This window comes from Celeribacter neptunius (assembly GCF_900113955.1).
In the GTDB taxonomy this organism is placed as follows: domain Bacteria; phylum Pseudomonadota; class Alphaproteobacteria; order Rhodobacterales; family Rhodobacteraceae; genus Celeribacter; species Celeribacter neptunius.
The window spans coordinates 180306-198975 of sequence record NZ_FORH01000002.1; the positions used below are offsets into that span (position 1 = coordinate 180306).

The following is an 18670-nucleotide window of genomic DNA, read 5'->3' on the forward strand; positions in this document are numbered from 1 at the left end:
GATGGATATTCTCGCGGGTCTCATTCAAACGGCCTTTCTCGCCGGGGGCGTGCTGGCTCTGGCGGCGCTTGGCGAAGTGCTCGCCGAACGCGTCGGCGTGGTGAACCTCGGCGTCGAAGGGCTCATCGCGCTCGGCGCCATGTCGGCGGTCGCGACCGTGGTGGGCACCGGCTCGCCCTGGCTCGGGCTCATGGTGGCGCTGCTGGTCGGTCTGGGCGCGGGGATGGTCTTTGCCACCGCCACCGTCCTCATTCGCGCCAATCAGGTGCTCTGCGGTCTGGCGCTGACCTATATCGGCACCGGCATGGCGGCGACCCTCGGCAAGCCGTTTTCCGGCTCACCGGTGCCCGCCACATTCGACGATATCCAGATCCCGATCCTCTCGGATCTGCCGTTTTTTGGACGTGCATTTTTCAGCCATAACATTCTGGTCTATGTGATCTTTCTCGCCCTGCCCTTGGCGCTTCATTACCTGATGTTCTACACCCGGCACGGGCTCAACATGCGCGCCGTGGGCGAGAACCCCGCCGCCGCCGATGCCGCCGGCATTCCGGTGATGAAAATGCGCTTCTGGTACACCTCGCTGGGCGCATCCCTCGCCGCCGGTGCCGGGGCCTATCTCACGCTCTCCTTCGTACCGAGCTGGTCCGAGGGCGTGGTGGCGGGCCGTGGCTGGATCGCCGTGGCTCTGGTGATCTTCGCGGGTTTCCGACCGGTGAACGCGGTGCTGGCCGGGCTGCTCTTCGGCTTCGTCACGGCGCTCGGCTTTGTCGGGCAGGCCCGCAACTGGCCGGTTGCCGCCTCGATCCTGTCGATGCTGCCGTATCTGGGCACCATGGCGCTGATGATCGTGCCGGTGATCACCTGGCAGCGCATGCGCCGGCTGATGGCGGCGCCCGAGGGCATCACCCAACCCTATTTTCGGGATCAACGATGAGCACCACCCTTCTGAAACACATCTCGCATCTCGCCACATTCGACGGCGCGCACCGCGACGCCGGCACTGAAATCTCCGACGGCTATGTGCTGCTCCGCGACAATGTCATCACGGCCTGCGGGCCGATGACGGAGTGCAGCGATGCGACCTGTCGCGCCGCCGAACGCGTGCTCGACATGTCGGATCACGTGGTGATGCCCGGCATGGTCAACACGCACCATCATTTCTATCAGAACCTCACCCGGGTGATGGTGCAGGACGACGCGCTTTTCGTCTGGCTCAAGACGCTCTACCCGATCTGGGCGCGGCTCGATGATCGGGCGATGGCGACCGCCTCACGCATGGCGATGGCGGAGCTGATCATGTCCGGCTGCACCACCAGCTCGGATCATCAATATATCATGCCCAATGATTGCACGCTCGACACGCCCATTCGCGTGGCCCGCGAAATGGGGCTGCGGTTTCACGCCGCGCGTGGCGCGATGAGCCGGGGCGAGAGCAAGGGCGGTTTGCCGCCCGACAGCTGTGTCGAAGAAGAGGAGGACATCCTCAAGGACGCCGAGCGGCTGATCAATCGCTATCACGACATGTCGGATCACGCGATGACGCGGATCGTGCTGGCGCCGTGCTCGGCCTTTTCGGTCACGCAAGGGTTGATGAAGGACGCGGCGGCGCTGGCGCGCTCCCATGAAGGCGTGCGGCTGCATTCGCATATCGCCGAGGTGCTCTCGGAAGAGGAATATTGCCTCGCAACCTATGGCATGCGCTCGGTCGCCTATGCCGAAAGCTGTGACTGGCTCGGTCCTGATGTCTGGTTCGCTCATGCGATCTTTCTCAACGATGCCGAGATCCGCGCCTTTGCCGAGAGCGGTACGGGGGCAACCTTCTGCCCCTCGGCGCATATGCGCTGCGGCCTTGGCATCATGCGGGCGCGCGAGATGCTCGACGCCGGCGTCACCATCGGTCTCGGGGTCGATGGTTCGGCCTCGAATGACACGTCGAACATGTTCTCCGAGGTCCGGTTTGCACAATTCCTGCAACGCGTCGCCCCGGATCGCTATCTCTCGGAGACTCCCGGCGGGCGCGGCGGCTTTGGCGGCACACCAGGGGCGCTCTCGGCGCGCGAAGCCCTTTGGATGGCGACCCGCGGCGGCGCCAAGCTTCTCGGCCGCGACGACATCGGCCAGATCGCCCCGGGCAAATCCGCCGATCTCATCGCCGTCAAACGCACCCGTCTGGGCATGGCCGGGACCCAGCGCGATCCGCTCGCCGCCCTGGTGATGTGCGGGCCGTTCGATGTCGATTATTCTTTCATCAACGGTCAGCCGGTGGTTGAAAAAGGCACATTCACCCGTCTGGATCTCGACGCCGCTCTCAGCGATCATGCGGCAACGATGGATCGCATTTACGCCTGAGGAACATGAGATGACCCAAGCCTGCCCCCCGGAACTCGACCAGGCCACGCTCGATCAATGGTATTGCATCCAGAACCTCGCCGAAATTCCCGCCGCGGGCATGACGACCCGGCTTCTGGGGGTCGATCTCGATCTGACCGGAAGAGAAAGCCCCTCGGTCGTCGCCCAAGAAACAGCAGGGCCGCGCGCCCTGCCCACCCGGCAGCGCTATGGCTATCTCTGGTCCACGCTGGGCAATCCCAACACGGATGTGCCCGATATTCCCGAGGCCGACGAAGCAGACCGGCGCTATGTGCCCTGTGGCGTGGTCAAGGTCCGCTCCTCGGCCCCACGGGTGATCGAGAATTTCCTCGACATGGCGCATTTTCCCTTTGTCCACACCGATATTCTCGGCTCGGAAGAGCATCCCGAGGTCGAGAAATACAAATGCGAGATCCGTCGCGATGTCGATGAGGTCTGGGCCACGGATTGCGTTTTTACCCAGCCGCAGGCGGCGAAATCGGCTCAGGGCGCGATCCAGACCGATTACATCTATCGCGTCACCACGCCCTTCACCGTGCTCTTGTACAAGACCTGTCCGATCTCAGACAGCCGCTGGGACGTGATCGGGCTTTTCGTGCAGCCGATGGAGCCGGGGCTGTGCCGGGCCCATCCGGTGATGTTCCTTCTGGACGAAGAGAACAGCGATGCCGATCTCATTGCCTTTCAACAGGTGATCTTCCTGCAGGATCGGATCATCCTCGAGAACCAGCGGCCGCTGCTGTTGCCGCTCGAGCCGCGCACGGAGACGCCGACCCGGGCCGATGCCTCCTCCATCGCCTATCGCCGCTGGCTCAAGGAAAAGGGCTGTGTCTACGGCACGACGCTCGGCCCCGCGCTCAATGCAGGCGATCAAGCCGCATGACCCTACCTGATCTTGCCGATCTGCGCGGGCGCCGGATCGTGTTTTCCGGCTATCACGCGCCGCGCCTGGGTGAAATCGAGGCGTTTCATGACGCGGTTCTGAGCCTCGATGAGAATGGCGTGATCACCTCCGTCGAACCGAAGCGCGCGCCGGACGGCAACACCGAAGACGCGATCCGCCTGCCCGAAGGCTGGCTCCTGATCCCCGGCCTCGTCGATCTGCATGTGCATGCGCCGCAATATGCCCAGCTCGGCACGGCGCTCGATGTGCCGCTGGAAGATTGGCTGCAAAGCTACACCTTCCCGCTCGAAGCGCGGTTTTCCGATCTCGCCTATGCCGAAGAGGTCTATTCTGCGCTGATCGACGATATGCTGGCGCTCGGCACCACCACGGCGCTGCATTTCGCCACCGTCCATGTGCCCGCGACCAAACGTCTGGCGGAGATCTGCCTTGAGAAAGGCCAGCGCGCGCTGATCGGCAAGGTGGCGATGGACGATCCCACGCAATGCCCGGCGTATTACCGCGACGCCTCGCCCGAGGCAGCGGTCGACGGCACCCGTGCGGTGATCGATCACATCCGCGCCCTTCCCGGCAATGATGGCCTGGTCTGGCCGGTGATCACCCCGCGCTTCATCCCGTCCTGTACGGACACCTGTCTCGAAGGGCTCGGGCAGCTTGCCGCCAAGACCGGCGCGCATATCCAGAGTCATATTTCGGAAAGCGACTGGCAACACGGGTATGTGCAGGACCGCTGTGGCTGCTCGGATGCCGAGGCCTTCGAGCGTTTCGGCTTGATGCGCGACAAGGCAGTCTTTGCCCATGGCACGCATCTCTCGGAGAGCGACATGGATCTGATGGTCACACGCGGCGCCGGTGTCGCCCATTGCCCGCTGTCCAACGCCTATTTCGCCGGCGCGGTGTTTCCGCTGCGCCGGGCCTTGGAGAAAGGCCTCCGTGTCGGCTTTGGCTCCGACATTTCCGGCGGGCCCTCCGGCTCGATCTGGGAAACGGCGCGGATGGGGATTGCCGCGGCCCGCCTCCGGGAAAGCGGCACCGATGCTGCGACCCCGCCAGAGGCCCGGGGCACTTCGGAGCGGCGGATCGATTTTCGCGAGGCGTTCCACCTCGCCACCCGTGGTGGCGCCGAGGCGCTCGACCTGCCGGTCGGGGCCTTTGAGCCGGGGATGCGCTTCGACGCCGTCGCCCTCGATCCGACCTGCCCGGCCGGCACGGTGCGGCTCTGGCCGGAAAATCAGGGGGATCTCAGGCTCGAGAAGCTGCTCTACACCGTGTCGAAACCCAATATCGCCACGGTCTGGACCGATGCGCAGGCGCGCAGCGGCTCGACCCGCGCCTGAATAGCCATCGCCCCATCGTCAAAGATAATTGGTCGGAATCGCCGTGGTGAATTTCAGCTCTTCCATCGAGATCATCGAATTGACCTGACTGAATTCCAGCCTCTGGATCATCTGTTTGTAGACCGCGTCATAAGAAGCCATGTCCGGCACCACCACCTTGAGGATGTAATCCACCGTGCCGGTGAGCCGATAGGCCTCGACCACCTCGGGGATTTCATCGATCAGGTCGCGAAACCGGTTGAGCCAGTCGATCTCGTGGCGCGAGGTGCTGATGCCGATGAAGACCGTCAGGGGCACATTGGCCCGGGTCTGATCGACGAGCACCACGCGTTTCTTGATCAGCCCGGCTTCCTCCATCCGCTTGATCCGCCGCCAACAGGGGTTGGTCGACAGGCCCACGGCCTCGGAAATCGCCTGAATCGGCGTATCACTGTCCTTTTGCAACATTTCGAGAATGCGCTGATCGATCTCGTCAAAGGTAATGCTTTCAATCGGTTTCGATCCGGTCTTGCGGGGACGCGGTTCTGTCATGCCGGGACAAACTCCATAATTACACCTGCTGCAAATTCCGGGCCGGTGGCGAGGCCCAGCGCGGTCTCACAAATAGTCACATTCGCATCTCTAAGGCAATCTTTTGCCGCCGCGAGGTCTTTCACCTTTACCCGCAAGACCGTGAACGCGCCGCGGGTGGTGGCCGAAAGGTCGATCCCGGGATAGGCCGCGGCCAGACGTTCCGCCGTCGCCAGAATGAGCGGTGCGGAGTTGGGCCCGGTGGCGATGCTGGTGAAGCCATCCTCGGTGCTCACCGCGCCCTCGGCCCAGAGCCGGGCGAATCCCCTGGCCTCGTCTTCGGGATCTTCCGAGATCGCCAGAATGGCCGCGAGACCACAGGCGGTGTTGGCATGGTCCAGAAGCTCCGGCACCCAGACGGTGTCGCGGGTCTTGTGCTGACACATGAAGACCATGCCACGCGGCGTGTCGGCGGGCGTGAAGGACACGGTCGAAAAGGCCGCGACGCCCTCGCTGCCATCCGGAAGCGGCACCGGGCGCGAGAAACTGCCCAGCCCCTGTGTCGCCAGACCGAGCGCGTTCAGCGCCTCTGCCGCCGCTTCGGCATCGTCGATCCGGCAGGCGATCGCATGCAGCCCCTGCCCCATCCGCGCCAGGGTCTCCCGGCGCGCGGCGTTCAGATCGGTGGCCGTCAGAATGCCCAGAAGCTCGAAATAATCCTCCGGGAACATGATGGTGTAATTCGCCGTGCCCTTGGCCGCCGAATGGGTGCCGCGCGGCGACAGGGTGAAGCCCAGCGCCCGGTATTGCGCGGCGGCCGCGTCGAGATCGTCAACGAGGGCAAAGCAATGGTCGATGCCTTTGACGGGATGGGTCATGATTGTCTCCAAATGTGCGATTTCATTGAATTTTGATGAGGTCTTAACGGCGGACCGGCGCCAGCACGATTTCCGGCAGGCTGATCCCCGGCTGCATCTCGGCCACGAAGAGCGCGGTCTTTGCCATATCCTCCGGCTGGATCATCGCCGCCATTTTCTCGGCGTCGAAACCGGGCCGTTTGGCGAGAAGCGGCGTCGCCACCTCGGCGGGACAAAGCGCGGTGGAGCGAATGCCGTTCCTGCCCTCCTCGTCATTGAGGCTGAGCGAGAGATCCGAGAGCGCGTGTTTCGAGGCACCATAGACGACGCCGCTCACCGGCGAATGGAACCGCCCGGCCCAGCTCGAGGTATGGATCATCACCCCGTCCTGTTGCGCCCGCATAATCGGCAGGCAAGCGCCGATGACATTGAGCGCGCCGGTGATATTGACATTGATCACCTGATCCCAGCTCTGCCAATCCAGCTCAGCCCATGTGCGTTTGGGGATGTTGAGCCCGGCATTGTTGCAGAGCACAGTGAGATCACCGGACCAGGCAGCGATCTCGCGGGCGGCCCCGGCCATGCCGCTGCGATCGGTGACATCGCCGGGCCGGATATAGATGTCCTCAGAGACCGGCAACGCGGCCGCGACGGCCTCGAGCGCCGCCGCATTGCGCGCCGTCAGCGCCACACGATAGCCCGCCTCGGCAAAGGCTTTTGCCATGGCCGCGCCGATTCCCGAGCCTGCGCCGGTAATCCATGCAGTTTTCTTCATGTGTTTTCCCTAATTTTTCAAATTTATAGGATCGTAACACCGATTTTTAATCAGAGTGTAGGTTAAAATACCAATTTTTGAAAAAATATTGGGTTTTAATGTTGACTGAGCGGAAAGCCTCTCGTCATGTGAAGCTGCGCAACACATGCACAGGGCCGCGAACAGGCCACCCAACCGACCGGGAGAACCAGAACACATGAATTGGAAGATGAAAAACATGAGCCTGACGCTCGCCGTGACCGGCGCGCTGTCCGGCGCGCTGAGCACCGTAGGCTTTGCCGCGGCGGCAGAGGAAGAGGTCCAGAAAGGCGGCACTGTCGTCGTTCACATGATTTCGGAACAGCGCATCCTGAACCCGGGGCTGCGCGCCTCGACCGGGGTGTACAACATCACCGGCAAGATCATGGAGCCGCTGATCGACAAGAGCTATGACGGCTATGAGCCGGTGCTGGCGACCGACTGGTCCGGCTCCGAGGATGGCAAGACCATCACGCTGAAACTGCGCGAGGAGGTGAACTGGCACGATGGCGAGCCCTTCACCTGTGACGACGTGGCGTTTTCGGCGATGGAGCTCTGGAAAAAGCTGCTGAACTATTCCTCGGCGCTGCAGGCCAATCTCGAAAGCGTCGACTGCCCGGACCCGCACACCGCGGTGTTCAACTACTCGAAGCCGATGCCGCTCGAACTGTTCGTCGCCGCCATGCCCGATCTCGGACACCCGGTGCCGAAACACCTCTATGAGGGCACCGATATCCTGAAGAACGAATACAACACCGCGCCGGTCGGCACCGGCCCGTTCAAATTCGTAGAATATCAGCGCGGTCAATATGTTCTGGCCGAAAAGAACAAGGATTACTGGCGCGAAGGCTATCCCTATCTCGACCGCGTGGTCTGGCGCTTCATCAAGGACAAATCCGCCGCCGCCGCCGCGCTGGAGGCCGGTGAAGTGCAGGAATCCGGTTTCATCGGCGTCTCGATGGCCGATGTCGAACGGTTCAGCAAGGATGACAGTTTCTCGGTCGGCACCATGGGTTATGAGAACAACGTTGCCCACTCGACCGTGGAATTCAATCACCGCAACCCGATCCTCGCCGATCTGAAAGTGCGTCAGGCGATGTATCACGGGCTCGACATCGACTATGCGATCAACACGATCATGCACGGTTTTGCCAAGCCCGGTCGCGGCCCGGTCCCGAGCGCCGGTGGCATCAACTACACCGACGATGTGCCGACCTATGATTACGATCCGGAGCTGGCCAAGCAGATGCTCGACGAGGCCGGCTATCCGGTGAAGGACGACGGCTATCGTTTCCACCTGCGTCACCGTCCTGCGCCCTGGGGCGAATATACCCAGCTCTGGGCCGAATATTACGCCCAGGCGATGAAAGAAATCGGCATCGACGTCGAGATCCTGACCAATGATGCGCCGGGTTTCTTGAACGGCGTTTACCGCGACCATGATTTCGACACCGCCAATGGCTGGCACCAGTTCCGTTCCGACCCGGCGGTCTCCACCATGGTCTGGCTGCGCTCCGGTCAGCCGGAAGGCACGCCCTGGACCAACCAGTTCGGCTGGAAGAGCGACGAGATCGACCAGATGATCGATGACGCGGCCTCCGAGCTCGATGTCGAGAAACGCGCCGCGATGTATCACGAGATCCAGGCCAAGGCGATGGCGGAACTGCCGGTGATCTTTGCCATCGAACACCCGTTCATCTCGGTCACCTCCAAGAAGCTTCACAACCATCACAACACGCCGCGGTGGAACTCGTCGAGCTGGTACGATCTGTGGATCGAACAGTGAGCTCTCCCCTGAACAAGAGCGCTGATCAGCATCCCTGATCGGCGCCCCAATCCACACCGTGACGGGCGCGCTCCCTCCCCCTTTTCGCGCGCCCGTCTCTTCCCCTCCTGCCCTTCCTGCCCCTGATCCCGAAGGATCCAAAGACAATGACATTGCACATGCCCCCGATCCTGAGCTACGCGCTCAGACGCCTGGTTCAGGCGATCCCCGTGGTCATCCTGATCATGATCGGTACGTTTCTCCTGCTCAAACTCGCCCCCGGCGACACGGTCGATGCGCTCGTCGGCGACATGGGCGGGGCCGACGCCGCCTTCATCGCCCGGCTGCGCGCCGAATACGGGCTCGATCAGCCCGTCTGGGTGCAGCTCTGGCGCTATATGGTCAAGCTCGCCTCCTTCGATTTCGGCTGGTCCTTTGTCTATGAGCAGCCGGTCTCGACCGTGCTGATGGAGCGCCTCGGCACCACGCTGATGCTGATGGCCAGCTCGCTGTCCATCGCCTTTGTCGCCGGGATCGTGCTGGGGGCCATCGCCGCGCGCCGCGCCTATTCCGCGACCGACAACCTGATCTCCGTTCTGGGCCTGGTGTTCTACGCGACGCCGTCATTCTTTCTCTCGCTGATGCTGATGCTGGTGTTCTCCGTCAAGCTCGGCTGGCTGCCAGTGGGCGGGATCAAGACCATCGCCGCCTTCTACACCGGTTGGGACCATGTCTGGGACGTGGTGCGCCACCTGATCATGCCGACCGCGGCGCTCTCATTGATCTATCTCGCCTTCTACCTGCGGCTGATGCGCGCCTCGGTGATGGAAGTGGCCGATCTCGATTACGTCCGCACCGCCCGCGCCAAGGGCGCCCGCGAAGGCCGGCTGATGACCCATCACATCATGCGCAACGCGCTTTTGCCGGTGGTCACGCTTCTGGGGCTTCAGTTCTCCACCGTTCTGGGTGGCTCCATCGTGGTCGAAACCATCTTCACCCTGCCGGGGCTGGGGCAACTGGCCTACCAGTCCGTGGTGCAGCGCGACATGAACACGCTGATGGGCATCATCTTTCTTTGCGCCATCATCGTCGTCGTCGTCAATTTCCTCACCGACCTGCTTTACGCACGTCTCGACAGCCGGATCGAACTCGCATGACCCTTGCCGATACTGAAATCGCCCCGCCCGAGCCGCCGCGCTACGTGATGTTCTGGCGCCGTTACAAACGCAACCGCGCAGCCCTTCTGGGCCTTGTGCTCTTCGCCCTCGTGGTGCTGATGGCGCTCTCCGCCGGCATCATCGATCCGGGCGACCCGCTGCGTCGCGCCGGCGAGCCGCTGACCCCGCCTTTCGTCAATTGGGAGACGCCTCTGGGCACCGACCAGCTGGGCCGCGATGTGCTGTCCGGCGTGTTCTACGGCGCCCGCATCTCGCTTCTGATCGGCGTGGTGGCCACATTGGTCGCCATCGTCATCGGCGTCGTCATCGGTGCGCTGGCCGGCTATTTCGGCGGTTGGGTCGATGACGTGCTGATGCGCATCACCGAAGCCTTCCAGACCATCCCGAACTTTGTCCTCTTGCTGACGCTGGTTGCCATCATGGGGTCCAAGATCGAATGGATCACCGTCGCCATCGGTATCGTCAGCTGGACCGCACCGGCCCGTATGGTGCGCGCCGAGTTCATGTCGCTGCGGCACCGCGAATTCGTCGATGCCGCGCGCAATTTGGGCGTGTCGAACACCTCGATCATCTTCCGCGAAATCCTGCCCAACGCCATGCCGCCGATCGTCGTTTACGCCTCCGTCATCATGGCGCTGTCGATCCTGATGGAAAGCGCGCTGGCCTTTCTGGCGCTGGGCGATCCGAACTACGCGAGCTGGGGCAATATGATTGGCCAAGGCCGCGCTGTGCTGCGCTCTGCCCCCTATTGCGCCGTCATCCCCGGCATCGCGATCATCCTCACCGTGCTGTCTTTCTCGCTTCTGGGCGAGGGGCTGAACGATGCACTCAACCCGAGGCAGAAGAAATGACCAAGACACCTCCTCCCGTCCTCGAACTGTGCAACGTACAGATTTCCCTGCCAAAAGGCGCTGACCGTCCCTATGCGCTCGAAGGGCTTGATTTGACCATCGAAGCGGGCGAAATCGTCTGCCTTGTCGGCGAAAGCGGCTCCGGCAAATCGCTCTGCGCCGGGGCCATCATGGGCCTTTTGCCGGAGCCGCATGTGCGCGTGACCGGCGGTGCGATCCGGTTCATGGGCGAAGAGCTTCGCGGGAAAACCGACGCCGAGATGCGCAAGCTGCGCGGCGCCGATATCTCGATGATCTTTCAGGAACCGATGACCGCGCTCAACCCGCAGAAGACCGTCGGCTGGCAGATCGATGAGGTGCTGCGGCTCCATACCAAGATGAGCAAGGCGGAGCGCAAGGTCCGGGCCATCGAGATGCTGGAGCGGGTACATATCCCCGATCCGGCCTCGGCCTATAATGCCCATCCGCATCAGATCTCCGGCGGGCAAAGGCAGCGCGTCATGATCGCCATGTCGCTGGTGCTCTCGCCCAAGCTGATCATCGCCGACGAGCCGACCACCGCGCTCGACGTGACGACCCAGCTGCAGATCCTCAAACTCATTCGCGAGTTGCAGGAGGAAGAAGGCGCCGGCGTGTTGTTCATCACGCACGATTTTGGCGTGGTCGCCGAGATCGCCGACAAGGTCGCCGTGCTCTGCCGCGGCGAGCTGGTCGAAAGCGGCACCACCGATGCGGTGCTCAACCACCCGCAGCACCCCTACACCAGGGCGCTGATCGGCGCCGTGCCCGCCCTCACCCCGCCGCCGATCAAAGCCGCCTCCGACGCCCCCGTGGTGCTCAAGGGCACGGGGTTGAAAAAGACCTTTGCCGCTCGTGGCGGGCTCCTGTCGGGCAAGCGCAAAGCGGTCACCGCGGTCAAGGATCTGACCTTCGAGCTGCGTCAGGGCGAAACCCTGGGCGTGGTCGGCGAAAGCGGCTCCGGCAAGACCACCGTGTCGCGCATCGTCACGCGTCTTCTGGAATGCGACCAAGGCTCCGTGGAACTCGACGGCACCGATCTTCTGGCCGCGACACCGCGTGAGCTGCGCGCCCTGCGCCAGCATATCCAGATGGTGTTCCAGGACCCGATGGCCTCGCTCAACCCGCGCAAACGCGTGGTCGATCTCATCGCGCAAGGCCCCATCGTCCACGGTGCCGATCCGGCGAAAGCCCGCGAGGACGCCAAACGGCTGCTGGAACTGGTGGAACTGTCGCCCGCCGCCGCCAACCGCTTTCCGCATGAGTTCTCCGGCGGTCAGCGTCAGCGCATCGGCATCGCCCGGGCGCTGGCGATGGAACCCAAGGTGATCGTCGCCGACGAGCCGGTCTCCGCCCTCGACGTATCGGTGCAGGCGCAGGTGCTCAAACTCCTGGCCGACCTGCGCGACCGGCTCAACCTGTCGCTTCTCTTCGTCACCCATGACCTGCGGGTCGCGGCCCAGCTCTGCGACCGGATCATCGTCATGCAAAAGGGCGAGATCGTCGAACACGGGCTGACCGCCGAGGTCTTCGCCAACCCGCAACACCCCTATACGCAAAACCTGTTGTCTTCCATTCCCGGCCGCGACTGGACGCCACCGTCGCTCCAGACCGACGCCGCTTAAGGACCTGAAATGTCACTTGAATTCAAAGATATCCGCAGCGCTCTGATTGGTGAGGGGGCGGCGATGTCCGGCCCCTTCGGACCGCGTGCCATACTCTATGCCGATTATGTCGCCTCGGGCCGCGCGCTCGCCTTCATCGAGGATGCGATCCGCACCCATGTGCTGCCCTATTATGGCAACACCCATACCGAGACCTCCTTTGTCGGGCGTCGCACCACCCAGCTGCGCGAAATGGCGCGCGAGAGCGTGCGCCGGGCGGTCAAGGCCGACGCGGATCACGCGGTGATCTTCACCGGTTCGGGCGCCACCGGCGCGGTGGACAAGCTGGTGCGCGGTTTCGCGATGAAAGGCCTCGCCCAAGGCGTTGTTTTCGTCGGACCTTACGAGCATCATTCGAACGACCTGCCCTGGCGCGAAAGCGGTGCGGAACTGGTGCGTGTACCGCTCAATGACGCGGGAACGATCTGTCTCGAGACGCTGGAACGCGAGCTTGCCGCCCATGCGGATCGCCCGCTCAAGATCGGCGCGTTCTCCGCGGCCTCCAACGTCACCGGGGTGCGCAGCGATCTGCGCGCCATCGCCAAACTGCTCCACGCCCATGGCGCCTATTGTGTCGCCGATTTCGCCGCCGCCGCGCCCTATATGCCGGTGGAGCTTTCTGAGACCTCCGAGGGCGCGGGCGACCGGATCGATGCCGCCGTGATCTCGCCGCATAAATTCCCCGGCGGCCCCGGCGCCTCCGGTGTGCTGATCGCCGAGCGCAGCCTGTTCGATGGCGCCCAACCGACGCTCACCGGCGGCGGAACGGTGAGCTATGTCACCGCCGAGGGCCACAGCTATATCGCCGATCCCGAGCACCGCGAAGAAGGCGGCACGCCGGCGATTGTCGACAACATCCGCGCCGGCATGGTGATGCAGCTCAAATGCGACATGGACGAGGCGCGGGTCGAAGCCCGCGAAACCGTGCTGACCCGCCGCATGGAAGAGGCGCTGCGCGCCATTCCGGGGATGGAACTTTTGGGGCCGTCGAACGTACCGCGTCTGGGGATTTTCTCCTTCAACCTGCGGGTTCGCGGCAAGCTTTTGCACCACAATTACGTCGTGGCTTTGCTCAATGACCTGTTCGGCATTCAGGCCCGCGGCGGCTGTTCCTGTGCCGGACCTTACGGCCATGCGCTTCTCGGCATCGACCTGACCACCAGCGCCCGGCACGAGGCCGCCGTGCAGCACGGTCACTCGATCTTTCGCCCCGGCTGGGCGCGGTTCGGCGTGAACTGGTTCTTCGACGAGGAAGATGTCGACAAGATCGCCGCCGCGATCCGCTTTGTCGCAGAGCACGGGCTCGACATGCTGGCCTATTACCAGCTCGACGCCGAGGAAGGCATCTGGCGCGCCACGCCCGGCTTCGAGGACAGCTGTCCGCCCGCGCTGTCCGCGCTCTGGCAAGAGCCGGACATGTCGGCGGGGCCGGCACCGGATTTCGCCACCTGCCTCGCGCAGGCGCAAGAACTGGCCGACAGCGCCAAGGCTTTGGGTTGTGCTGCCGGGCCGGAGCTTTCGGCGGAAGAAGAAGCATTGCGTTGGTTCTGGCTGCCGCAGGAAGTGCGCGATGGCAACACCGGGCTGAGCACGGAAGGGGCCGCAGGATGACCGTAGACTTCCCGAAATCGCTCTGGGCCGCCACGGCACCGGAGCGCCCGCTCTCTGCCCCGCTCGCAGGCATCGAGGAAACCGATGTCGCCGTCATCGGCGCCGGGTTCACCGGGCTCTCGGCCGCCATCGAGGCCCGCAAACGCGGCCATGCGGTCACCGTTGTCGAGGGCAAGGCCGCCGGATGGGGCGCGTCGGGCCGCAACAATGGTCAGGTCATTCCGATCCTGACCTCCGCCGAACCCGATGTCTGGGTGTCGCGCTATGGCGAGGCCGGCAAGCGCATGGTGCGGCTCATCGGCAATTCCGGCGATGTGCTGTTCGATCTGGTGCGCGAGTTCGACATGCAGGCCGAGGCGGAACAGAACGGCTGGTTCCAGCCGGCGCATAGCCCCGGTCGTGTGAAACTGTCGCAAAAACGCGTCGAAGCATGGCAGCGGCATGGCTTTCCGGCGGAGCTGAAAGACGCCAAGGCCTGCGCCGATCTCTTGGGCACGGAGTTCTGGTATGGCGGCATGTTCAACCCGACCGGTGGGCATATCAATCCGCTTGCCCTGGCGCGCGAAATGGCACGGGTGGCCGAGCATCTCGGTGCGGTGATCCATGAGGACAGCCCCGTGGTGTCTTATGAGCGCGTCGGCTCAGAATGGGTGATCAAGACGGCGCAGGGCGCGCTCAAGGCCCGCGCGCTGATCCTTGCCACCAACGCCTATACGGGCGAATTGGCGCCGCGTCTGGCGCCCCGCATCGCGCGCTCCGTCGTCCCCGTGCTGAGCTGGCAAATGGCGACGGCGCCTTTGGGTGACAACCTGCGTCAGAAAATCCTGCCGGGGCGGCAGGCGGTGTCGGACACGCGCGGGGACTTGCGGTTTTTCCGCTATGATGCGCGCAATCGCCTGATCACCGGCGGTGCCGTGATGGGCTCGTTCGATGTCGCCAACCGGGTGCGCAAGAAAGCCGCGAAGAGCCTTGCCGAGGCCTTCCCCGAACTGGGCGTGCCGGAGATGACCCATGTCTGGTCCGGCTATATCGGCATGAACTGGGACCGCTTCCCGCGTGTCCATAAACTCGGACCCGATGGCTGGGCTTGGGTCGGTTGCAACGGGCGTGGCGTGGCGCTCGGCACCTCTCTTGGGCGCGAGCTGGCCCGCGCCGCCACCGGTCAACCCGAAGACGAACTGGCCCTGCCGGTGACCGAGCCGCATCCCTTCCCGGTGCATGGCCTCATACGCCGCTTTGCCCCCACCTATCTCGCCTGGCTGAAGCGCCAAGACCACAAGGAGATCAACCTGTGAGTGACGAAAAATCCATGGATTTGAATGATATCCCGATCCTTCTGCGACGTCGGATCGAAGCGATGATGCTCAAACATGTGCTCGATGTGATCACCGAGCGGTCTGGCCGTGAAGAGGCCGAGGCCGTCATTGGTGCGGCGTGTTCAAAATCCGCGATCGAGCAGGGTCAGATGCTGGCCGAAGAGCTTGGCCACGCGCCCGACCTGACCGATTTCGCCGCGATCCAGCCCGCCTGGACCCGCGAGGACGCGCTTCGCATCGAGACGGTCGAAATGTCCGAGGAAAAGATGGATTTCAACGTGGTGAAATGCCGATACGCGGAGATGTATCAGGAGATGGGGCTGGGCGACATCGGTCACCTCCTGTCCTGCAACCGCGATGGCGATTTCTGCATCGGCTACAACCCGGAGATCGAAATGACCCGGACCCAGACGATCATGAAAGGCGCCAGCCACTGTGATTTCCGCTACCGCATGAAAAAGGAGGCCTGAAGATGGCTGTCGAAAATTGGGTCGCCGCACAGGTCGGAGAGCTGACGGAGTTTCGCCGCGATCTGCACATGAATCCCGAACTTCTGTATGACGTGGAACGCACGGCGCAGAAGGTCGCCGAAGCGCTCCGCGCCGCCGGGGTCGACGAGGTCTTTGAGGGCATCGGTCGTACCGGTGTGGTCGGGGTGATCAAGGGCCAGAGCAACAGCTCGGGCCGCACCATCGGGCTGCGTGCCGATATGGACGCGCTGCCGATCGAGGAAGAGACCGGCAAACCCTATGCCTCGCAGGTGCCCGGCAAGATGCATGCCTGTGGCCATGACGGTCACACCACCATGCTTCTGGGGGCGGCAAAACATCTGGCTGAAAGCCGGGGCTTCGATGGCACGGTGATCGTGATTTTCCAACCCGCCGAAGAGGGCGGCGCCGGGGCGCGGGCAATGATCGAGGACGGGTTGTTCAGCCGCTGGCCCTGCGATGAAGTCTACGGCATGCACAACCGTCCGAACCTGCCGGTCGGGCAGTTCACCATCAACTCCGGGCCGATCATGGGCTCGGTCGACGAGGTGAAAATCACCATCACCGGGCGTGGCGGCCATGCGGCCCGGCCGGAGCAGACCATCGACCCGCTGCCCATCGCTGGCGCGCTGTTGCAGGCGGTGCAGACTCTGACCTCGCGCAACCTCGATCCCATCGACAGCGCGGTGATCTCGCTCTGCACCATTCAGGCGGGCAACGCGTTCAACGTCATTCCCCAGGACGTCACGATGACCGGCACCGTGCGGACGCTGCGCGAAGAGGTGCGCGACATGATCGAGGAGCGGCTCACCGCCATGGTCGGCAATATCGCCGCGGCCTATGGTGCCAAGGGCACGACCGATTACATCCGCCACTACCCGGTGACGGTGAACCACGAACATGAAACCGGGCTGGCGGCGACAGCGGCGCAGGAGGTCGCGGGGGTCGAGAATGTCCATCTCGACATGCCGCAGACCCTGGGTGGAGAGGATTTCTCCTTCATGCTCAATGAGGTGCCTGGCGCGATGATCAATGTCGGCAACGGCCCGTCGGCGGCGCTGCATCACCCGGCCTATGATTTCAACGATGACATCATCAGCTGGGGCTGTTCCTACTGGACCACGCTGGTGCGGCAACGCCTGCCGCTGCGCTGAGGCGCGCCAGACGGATCGCAACCTGTCCGGCCCGGGTCTCGCACGATGCCCGGGCCGGATCGGTGATGCCGACTTGCGGCAGAGCTCGACAATGTGGCCGCATGCTCTCCCGGCCTCTCCCGGCGGCTCTCACGCCCAACCTGCAGGGGCGCGATCCGGTCCATGTCCCGGCTTCGGATTTTCCCGGAGAAGACGCGCAAATATGCCTGAGAAAACCAACATTTCCGGCAAATCGCATTGTCAAAAATCCACGGGATTGCTTTACTATCGGTGACCGGAAACGTCACACACCAAAGAAACGCGACGCAATGCAAGACCTCACCATCCCCTCCAAATCGGCGCCGCGCGAGCTGCACAGCACCTCGATTGCCGCCCAGCTCGAGAGCGAGATCGTCGCGGGCAAGATCAAGGCGGGGGAGAAACTCGACGAGCAATCTCTGACCAAGCGTTTCGGCGTCTCGCGCACCCCGATCCGCGAGGCGCTGCACGAGCTGGTGGCCCGCTCGCTGGCCGAACGTGTGCCCTACCGCGGCGTGCTCGTCGTCGATATCACCAAGGAGCGGATCGAGGAAATGTTCGAGGCCATGGGCGAGATCGAGGCGCTCTGCGGACGCTTTGCCGCCGAACGCATGACCGTCGGCGAGCGGGTCGAGCTCGAGGCGCTGCATCTGCGCATGTCCGAGCTCTCGGAACTGGGCGATGCGACGGGCTATGAGGCGGTGAATTCGGAATTCCACCAGCTGATCTTCCGAGCCTCACACAATGCCGATCTGATCGATCTGGCGAACAACCTGCGCCTGAAACTGGCGCCGTTCCGCAAGTCGCAGCTGCAAAGCCACAAGCGGATGAAACGCTCCAATGTCGAACATGAGGCCATCGTCACGGCGCTGATCGACCGGGATTCGAAGAAAGCCGAAAAAGCCTTGCGGCGACACCTTGTGAGTGCCGCCGCAGAAGTGATCACCACCATGTCGTGAGGCGGTCGGCCCGAGAGGCCAACCCGAAAATTACCCCAGCGCGCTGGACAGCATCCGCACCGCCGTGATCGCCAGGAAAACCGCAAAGGCGCGTTTGATCCATTTGCCGTCGAGCTTGTGCGCCAAGGCGGCGCCGACCGGGGCGAATGTGACCGTGAAAGGCAGGATCAGCAGCGCCGCCGGCACGCTGACGAAACCCAGCGAGAAAGGCGGACGATCCGGCGTGCCGAGCCCGGAGAGGACAAAGCCGATCACCGCCGGAATGGCGATCAGGATGCCAAAGGCCGAAGCGGTGCCGACAGCGCGGCGGATCTCGAAGGAAAACGCGCTGAGGATCGGCACCGACAGCGTTCCGCCACCGATCCCCATCAGCGAGGAAATCCCCCCGACGACATAGGAAATCATGACGTTCACGATACGGGCGCGCGGCATATGCGTGCTGAGCACGAGGGTTTTCGGTGTCGCCATATTGATCGAAACGAGCAAGGCGATCCCGCCGAAAATCAGTTTGAGACCGCTCGCATCGATATATTTCGCCGCCAGACCGCCGCTCAGCGCCCCGAGCACCAGTCCCGGCGCCCAAAGCTTCAACAGCCCGGCGTCCACGCCGCCGCGCTTGTAATGCGCCCGGGCCGAGGAGATGGAGGTGAAAATGATCGTCGCCAGCGAGGTGGCCACCGCCATATGCAGGGTCAGTTCCGGCGGGAAATCCGTCAGCGACAGGATCCAGAACAGCACGGGCACAAGCACGATGCCGCCGCCGACGCCCAGAAGCCCGGCCATGATCCCGGCGAGGATTGCGGTTGCGATAACGCCGATCACCAGCGGCAGAAGGTCAAGGAAAGTCATATCAGTCTTCGTTTCAGTTGTCGTT

Annotated in this window: 17 protein-coding genes; 13 read left to right on the plus strand and 4 right to left on the minus strand. The window is 63.4% G+C overall.

The annotated features are described in order from the left end of the window. The first annotated feature begins 1 nt into the window (after position 1). The 4 genes from BM151_RS07020 to BM151_RS07035 are packed head-to-tail and all read left to right on the plus strand — an operon-like array spanning position 2 to position 4614. Positions 2 to 937 (plus strand): ABC transporter permease, encoded by a 936-nt coding sequence (locus tag BM151_RS07020; protein WP_090059480.1) that lies wholly within the window; start codon positions 2 to 4, stop codon positions 935 to 937. Beyond that, positions 934 to 2352 (plus strand): 8-oxoguanine deaminase, encoded by a 1419-nt coding sequence (locus tag BM151_RS07025; protein ID WP_090059482.1) that lies wholly within the window; start codon positions 934 to 936, stop codon positions 2350 to 2352. The genes BM151_RS07020 and BM151_RS07025 overlap by 4 nt, the downstream gene beginning before the upstream one ends. Before the next feature lie 10 nt (positions 2353 to 2362). Continuing rightward, the gene (locus BM151_RS07030; protein ID WP_090059483.1) at positions 2363 to 3256 is read left to right on the plus strand and encodes an aromatic ring-hydroxylating oxygenase subunit alpha; all 894 of its coding nucleotides are present in this window, start codon (positions 2363 to 2365) and stop codon (positions 3254 to 3256) included. Next, complete coding sequence (locus tag BM151_RS07035; RefSeq protein WP_090059485.1) at positions 3253 to 4614, plus strand: amidohydrolase family protein; 1362 nt, start codon at positions 3253 to 3255, stop codon at positions 4612 to 4614. The genes BM151_RS07030 and BM151_RS07035 overlap by 4 nt, the downstream gene beginning before the upstream one ends. A gap of 18 nt (positions 4615 to 4632) precedes the next feature. Here the strand turns inward: BM151_RS07035 and BM151_RS07040 are convergent, their stop codons facing one another. The 3 genes from BM151_RS07040 to BM151_RS07050 are packed head-to-tail and all read right to left on the minus strand — an operon-like array spanning position 4633 to position 6756. Continuing rightward, positions 4633 to 5145: an Lrp/AsnC family transcriptional regulator gene (locus BM151_RS07040; protein WP_090059486.1), complete on the minus strand. Its 513-nt coding sequence runs from the start codon at positions 5143 to 5145 to the stop codon at positions 4633 to 4635. Further along, entirely contained in the window at positions 5142 to 6002 is an 861-nt protein-coding gene (locus BM151_RS07045) for a VOC family protein (RefSeq protein ID WP_090059488.1), read from the minus strand. Before BM151_RS07045 ends, BM151_RS07040 begins: the two co-directional genes overlap by 4 nt. Before the next feature lie 43 nt (positions 6003 to 6045). Then, complete coding sequence (locus tag BM151_RS07050) at positions 6046 to 6756, minus strand: SDR family oxidoreductase (RefSeq protein WP_218151336.1); 711 nt, start codon at positions 6754 to 6756, stop codon at positions 6046 to 6048. A gap of 217 nt (positions 6757 to 6973) precedes the next feature. Here BM151_RS07050 and BM151_RS07055 point away from each other — a divergent pair, with 217 nt between their 5' ends. The 9 genes from BM151_RS07055 (at position 6974) to BM151_RS07095 (ending at position 17796) form a co-directional block, all read left to right on the plus strand. After that, on the plus strand, positions 6974 to 8560 hold the full coding sequence (locus BM151_RS07055) for an ABC transporter substrate-binding protein (RefSeq protein WP_090059489.1): 1587 nt from the start codon (positions 6974 to 6976) through the stop codon (positions 8558 to 8560). Positions 8561 to 8706: 146 nt separating this feature from the next. Next, a complete protein-coding gene (locus tag BM151_RS07060; RefSeq protein ID WP_218151337.1) occupies positions 8707 to 9696 on the plus strand; it encodes an ABC transporter permease in 990 nt (329 codons plus the stop codon). Beyond that, positions 9693 to 10568, plus strand: coding sequence for an ABC transporter permease (locus BM151_RS07065; protein ID WP_090059491.1), 876 nt, complete (start codon positions 9693 to 9695; stop codon positions 10566 to 10568). Before BM151_RS07060 ends, BM151_RS07065 begins: the two co-directional genes overlap by 4 nt. Next, complete coding sequence (locus BM151_RS07070) at positions 10565 to 12211, plus strand: ABC transporter ATP-binding protein (protein WP_090059492.1); 1647 nt, start codon at positions 10565 to 10567, stop codon at positions 12209 to 12211. Before BM151_RS07065 ends, BM151_RS07070 begins: the two co-directional genes overlap by 4 nt. Before the next feature lie 9 nt (positions 12212 to 12220). After that, a complete protein-coding gene (locus BM151_RS07075; RefSeq protein WP_090059494.1) occupies positions 12221 to 13861 on the plus strand; it encodes an aminotransferase class V-fold PLP-dependent enzyme in 1641 nt (546 codons plus the stop codon). Continuing rightward, positions 13858 to 15156, plus strand: a complete 1299-nt coding sequence (locus BM151_RS07080) for an NAD(P)/FAD-dependent oxidoreductase (protein WP_090059495.1) — start codon at positions 13858 to 13860, stop codon at positions 15154 to 15156. The genes BM151_RS07075 and BM151_RS07080 overlap by 4 nt, the downstream gene beginning before the upstream one ends. Continuing rightward, the gene (locus tag BM151_RS07085; protein ID WP_245781134.1) at positions 15153 to 15647 is read left to right on the plus strand and encodes an L-2-amino-thiazoline-4-carboxylic acid hydrolase; all 495 of its coding nucleotides are present in this window, start codon (positions 15153 to 15155) and stop codon (positions 15645 to 15647) included. Before BM151_RS07080 ends, BM151_RS07085 begins: the two co-directional genes overlap by 4 nt. A 2-nt stretch (positions 15648 to 15649) precedes the next feature. After that, positions 15650 to 16819 carry a M20 aminoacylase family protein gene (locus BM151_RS07090; protein WP_090059497.1) on the plus strand — a complete coding sequence of 390 codons (1170 nt, stop codon included), beginning with the start codon at positions 15650 to 15652 and terminating at the stop codon, positions 16817 to 16819. Between the two features lie 308 nt (positions 16820 to 17127). Then, positions 17128 to 17796, plus strand: a complete 669-nt coding sequence (locus BM151_RS07095) for a GntR family transcriptional regulator (RefSeq protein ID WP_090059499.1) — start codon at positions 17128 to 17130, stop codon at positions 17794 to 17796. Between the two features lie 30 nt (positions 17797 to 17826). Here the strand turns inward: BM151_RS07095 and BM151_RS07100 are convergent, their stop codons facing one another. Continuing rightward, entirely contained in the window at positions 17827 to 18645 is an 819-nt protein-coding gene (locus tag BM151_RS07100; protein ID WP_090059500.1) for a sulfite exporter TauE/SafE family protein, read from the minus strand. Between the last annotated feature and the right edge of the window lie 25 nt (positions 18646 to 18670).

Bases quoted from the DNA above. Each gene is read 5' to 3' on its own strand.
- BM151_RS07020 (WP_090059480.1), top strand. From the start codon at position 2: ATGGATATTCTCGCGGGTCTCATTCAAACGGCCTTTCTCGCCGGGGGC.
- BM151_RS07025 (WP_090059482.1), top strand. From the start codon at position 934: ATGAGCACCACCCTTCTGAAACACATCTCGCATCTCGCCACATTCGAC.
- BM151_RS07030 (WP_090059483.1), top strand. From the start codon at position 2,363: ATGACCCAAGCCTGCCCCCCGGAACTCGACCAGGCCACGCTCGATCAA.
- BM151_RS07035 (WP_090059485.1), top strand. From the start codon at position 3,253: ATGACCCTACCTGATCTTGCCGATCTGCGCGGGCGCCGGATCGTGTTT.
- BM151_RS07040 (WP_090059486.1), bottom strand. From the start codon at position 5,145: ATGACAGAACCGCGTCCCCGCAAGACCGGATCGAAACCGATTGAAAGC.
- BM151_RS07045 (WP_090059488.1), bottom strand. From the start codon at position 6,002: ATGACCCATCCCGTCAAAGGCATCGACCATTGCTTTGCCCTCGTTGAC.
- BM151_RS07050 (WP_218151336.1), bottom strand. From the start codon at position 6,756: ATGAAGAAAACTGCATGGATTACCGGCGCAGGCTCGGGAATCGGCGCG.
- BM151_RS07055 (WP_090059489.1), top strand. From the start codon at position 6,974: ATGAGCCTGACGCTCGCCGTGACCGGCGCGCTGTCCGGCGCGCTGAGC.
- BM151_RS07060 (WP_218151337.1), top strand. From the start codon at position 8,707: ATGACATTGCACATGCCCCCGATCCTGAGCTACGCGCTCAGACGCCTG.
- BM151_RS07065 (WP_090059491.1), top strand. From the start codon at position 9,693: ATGACCCTTGCCGATACTGAAATCGCCCCGCCCGAGCCGCCGCGCTAC.
- BM151_RS07070 (WP_090059492.1), top strand. From the start codon at position 10,565: ATGACCAAGACACCTCCTCCCGTCCTCGAACTGTGCAACGTACAGATT.
- BM151_RS07075 (WP_090059494.1), top strand. From the start codon at position 12,221: ATGTCACTTGAATTCAAAGATATCCGCAGCGCTCTGATTGGTGAGGGG.
- BM151_RS07080 (WP_090059495.1), top strand. From the start codon at position 13,858: ATGACCGTAGACTTCCCGAAATCGCTCTGGGCCGCCACGGCACCGGAG.
- BM151_RS07090 (WP_090059497.1), top strand. From the start codon at position 15,650: ATGGCTGTCGAAAATTGGGTCGCCGCACAGGTCGGAGAGCTGACGGAG.
- BM151_RS07095 (WP_090059499.1), top strand. From the start codon at position 17,128: ATGCAAGACCTCACCATCCCCTCCAAATCGGCGCCGCGCGAGCTGCAC.
- BM151_RS07100 (WP_090059500.1), bottom strand. From the start codon at position 18,645: ATGACTTTCCTTGACCTTCTGCCGCTGGTGATCGGCGTTATCGCAACC.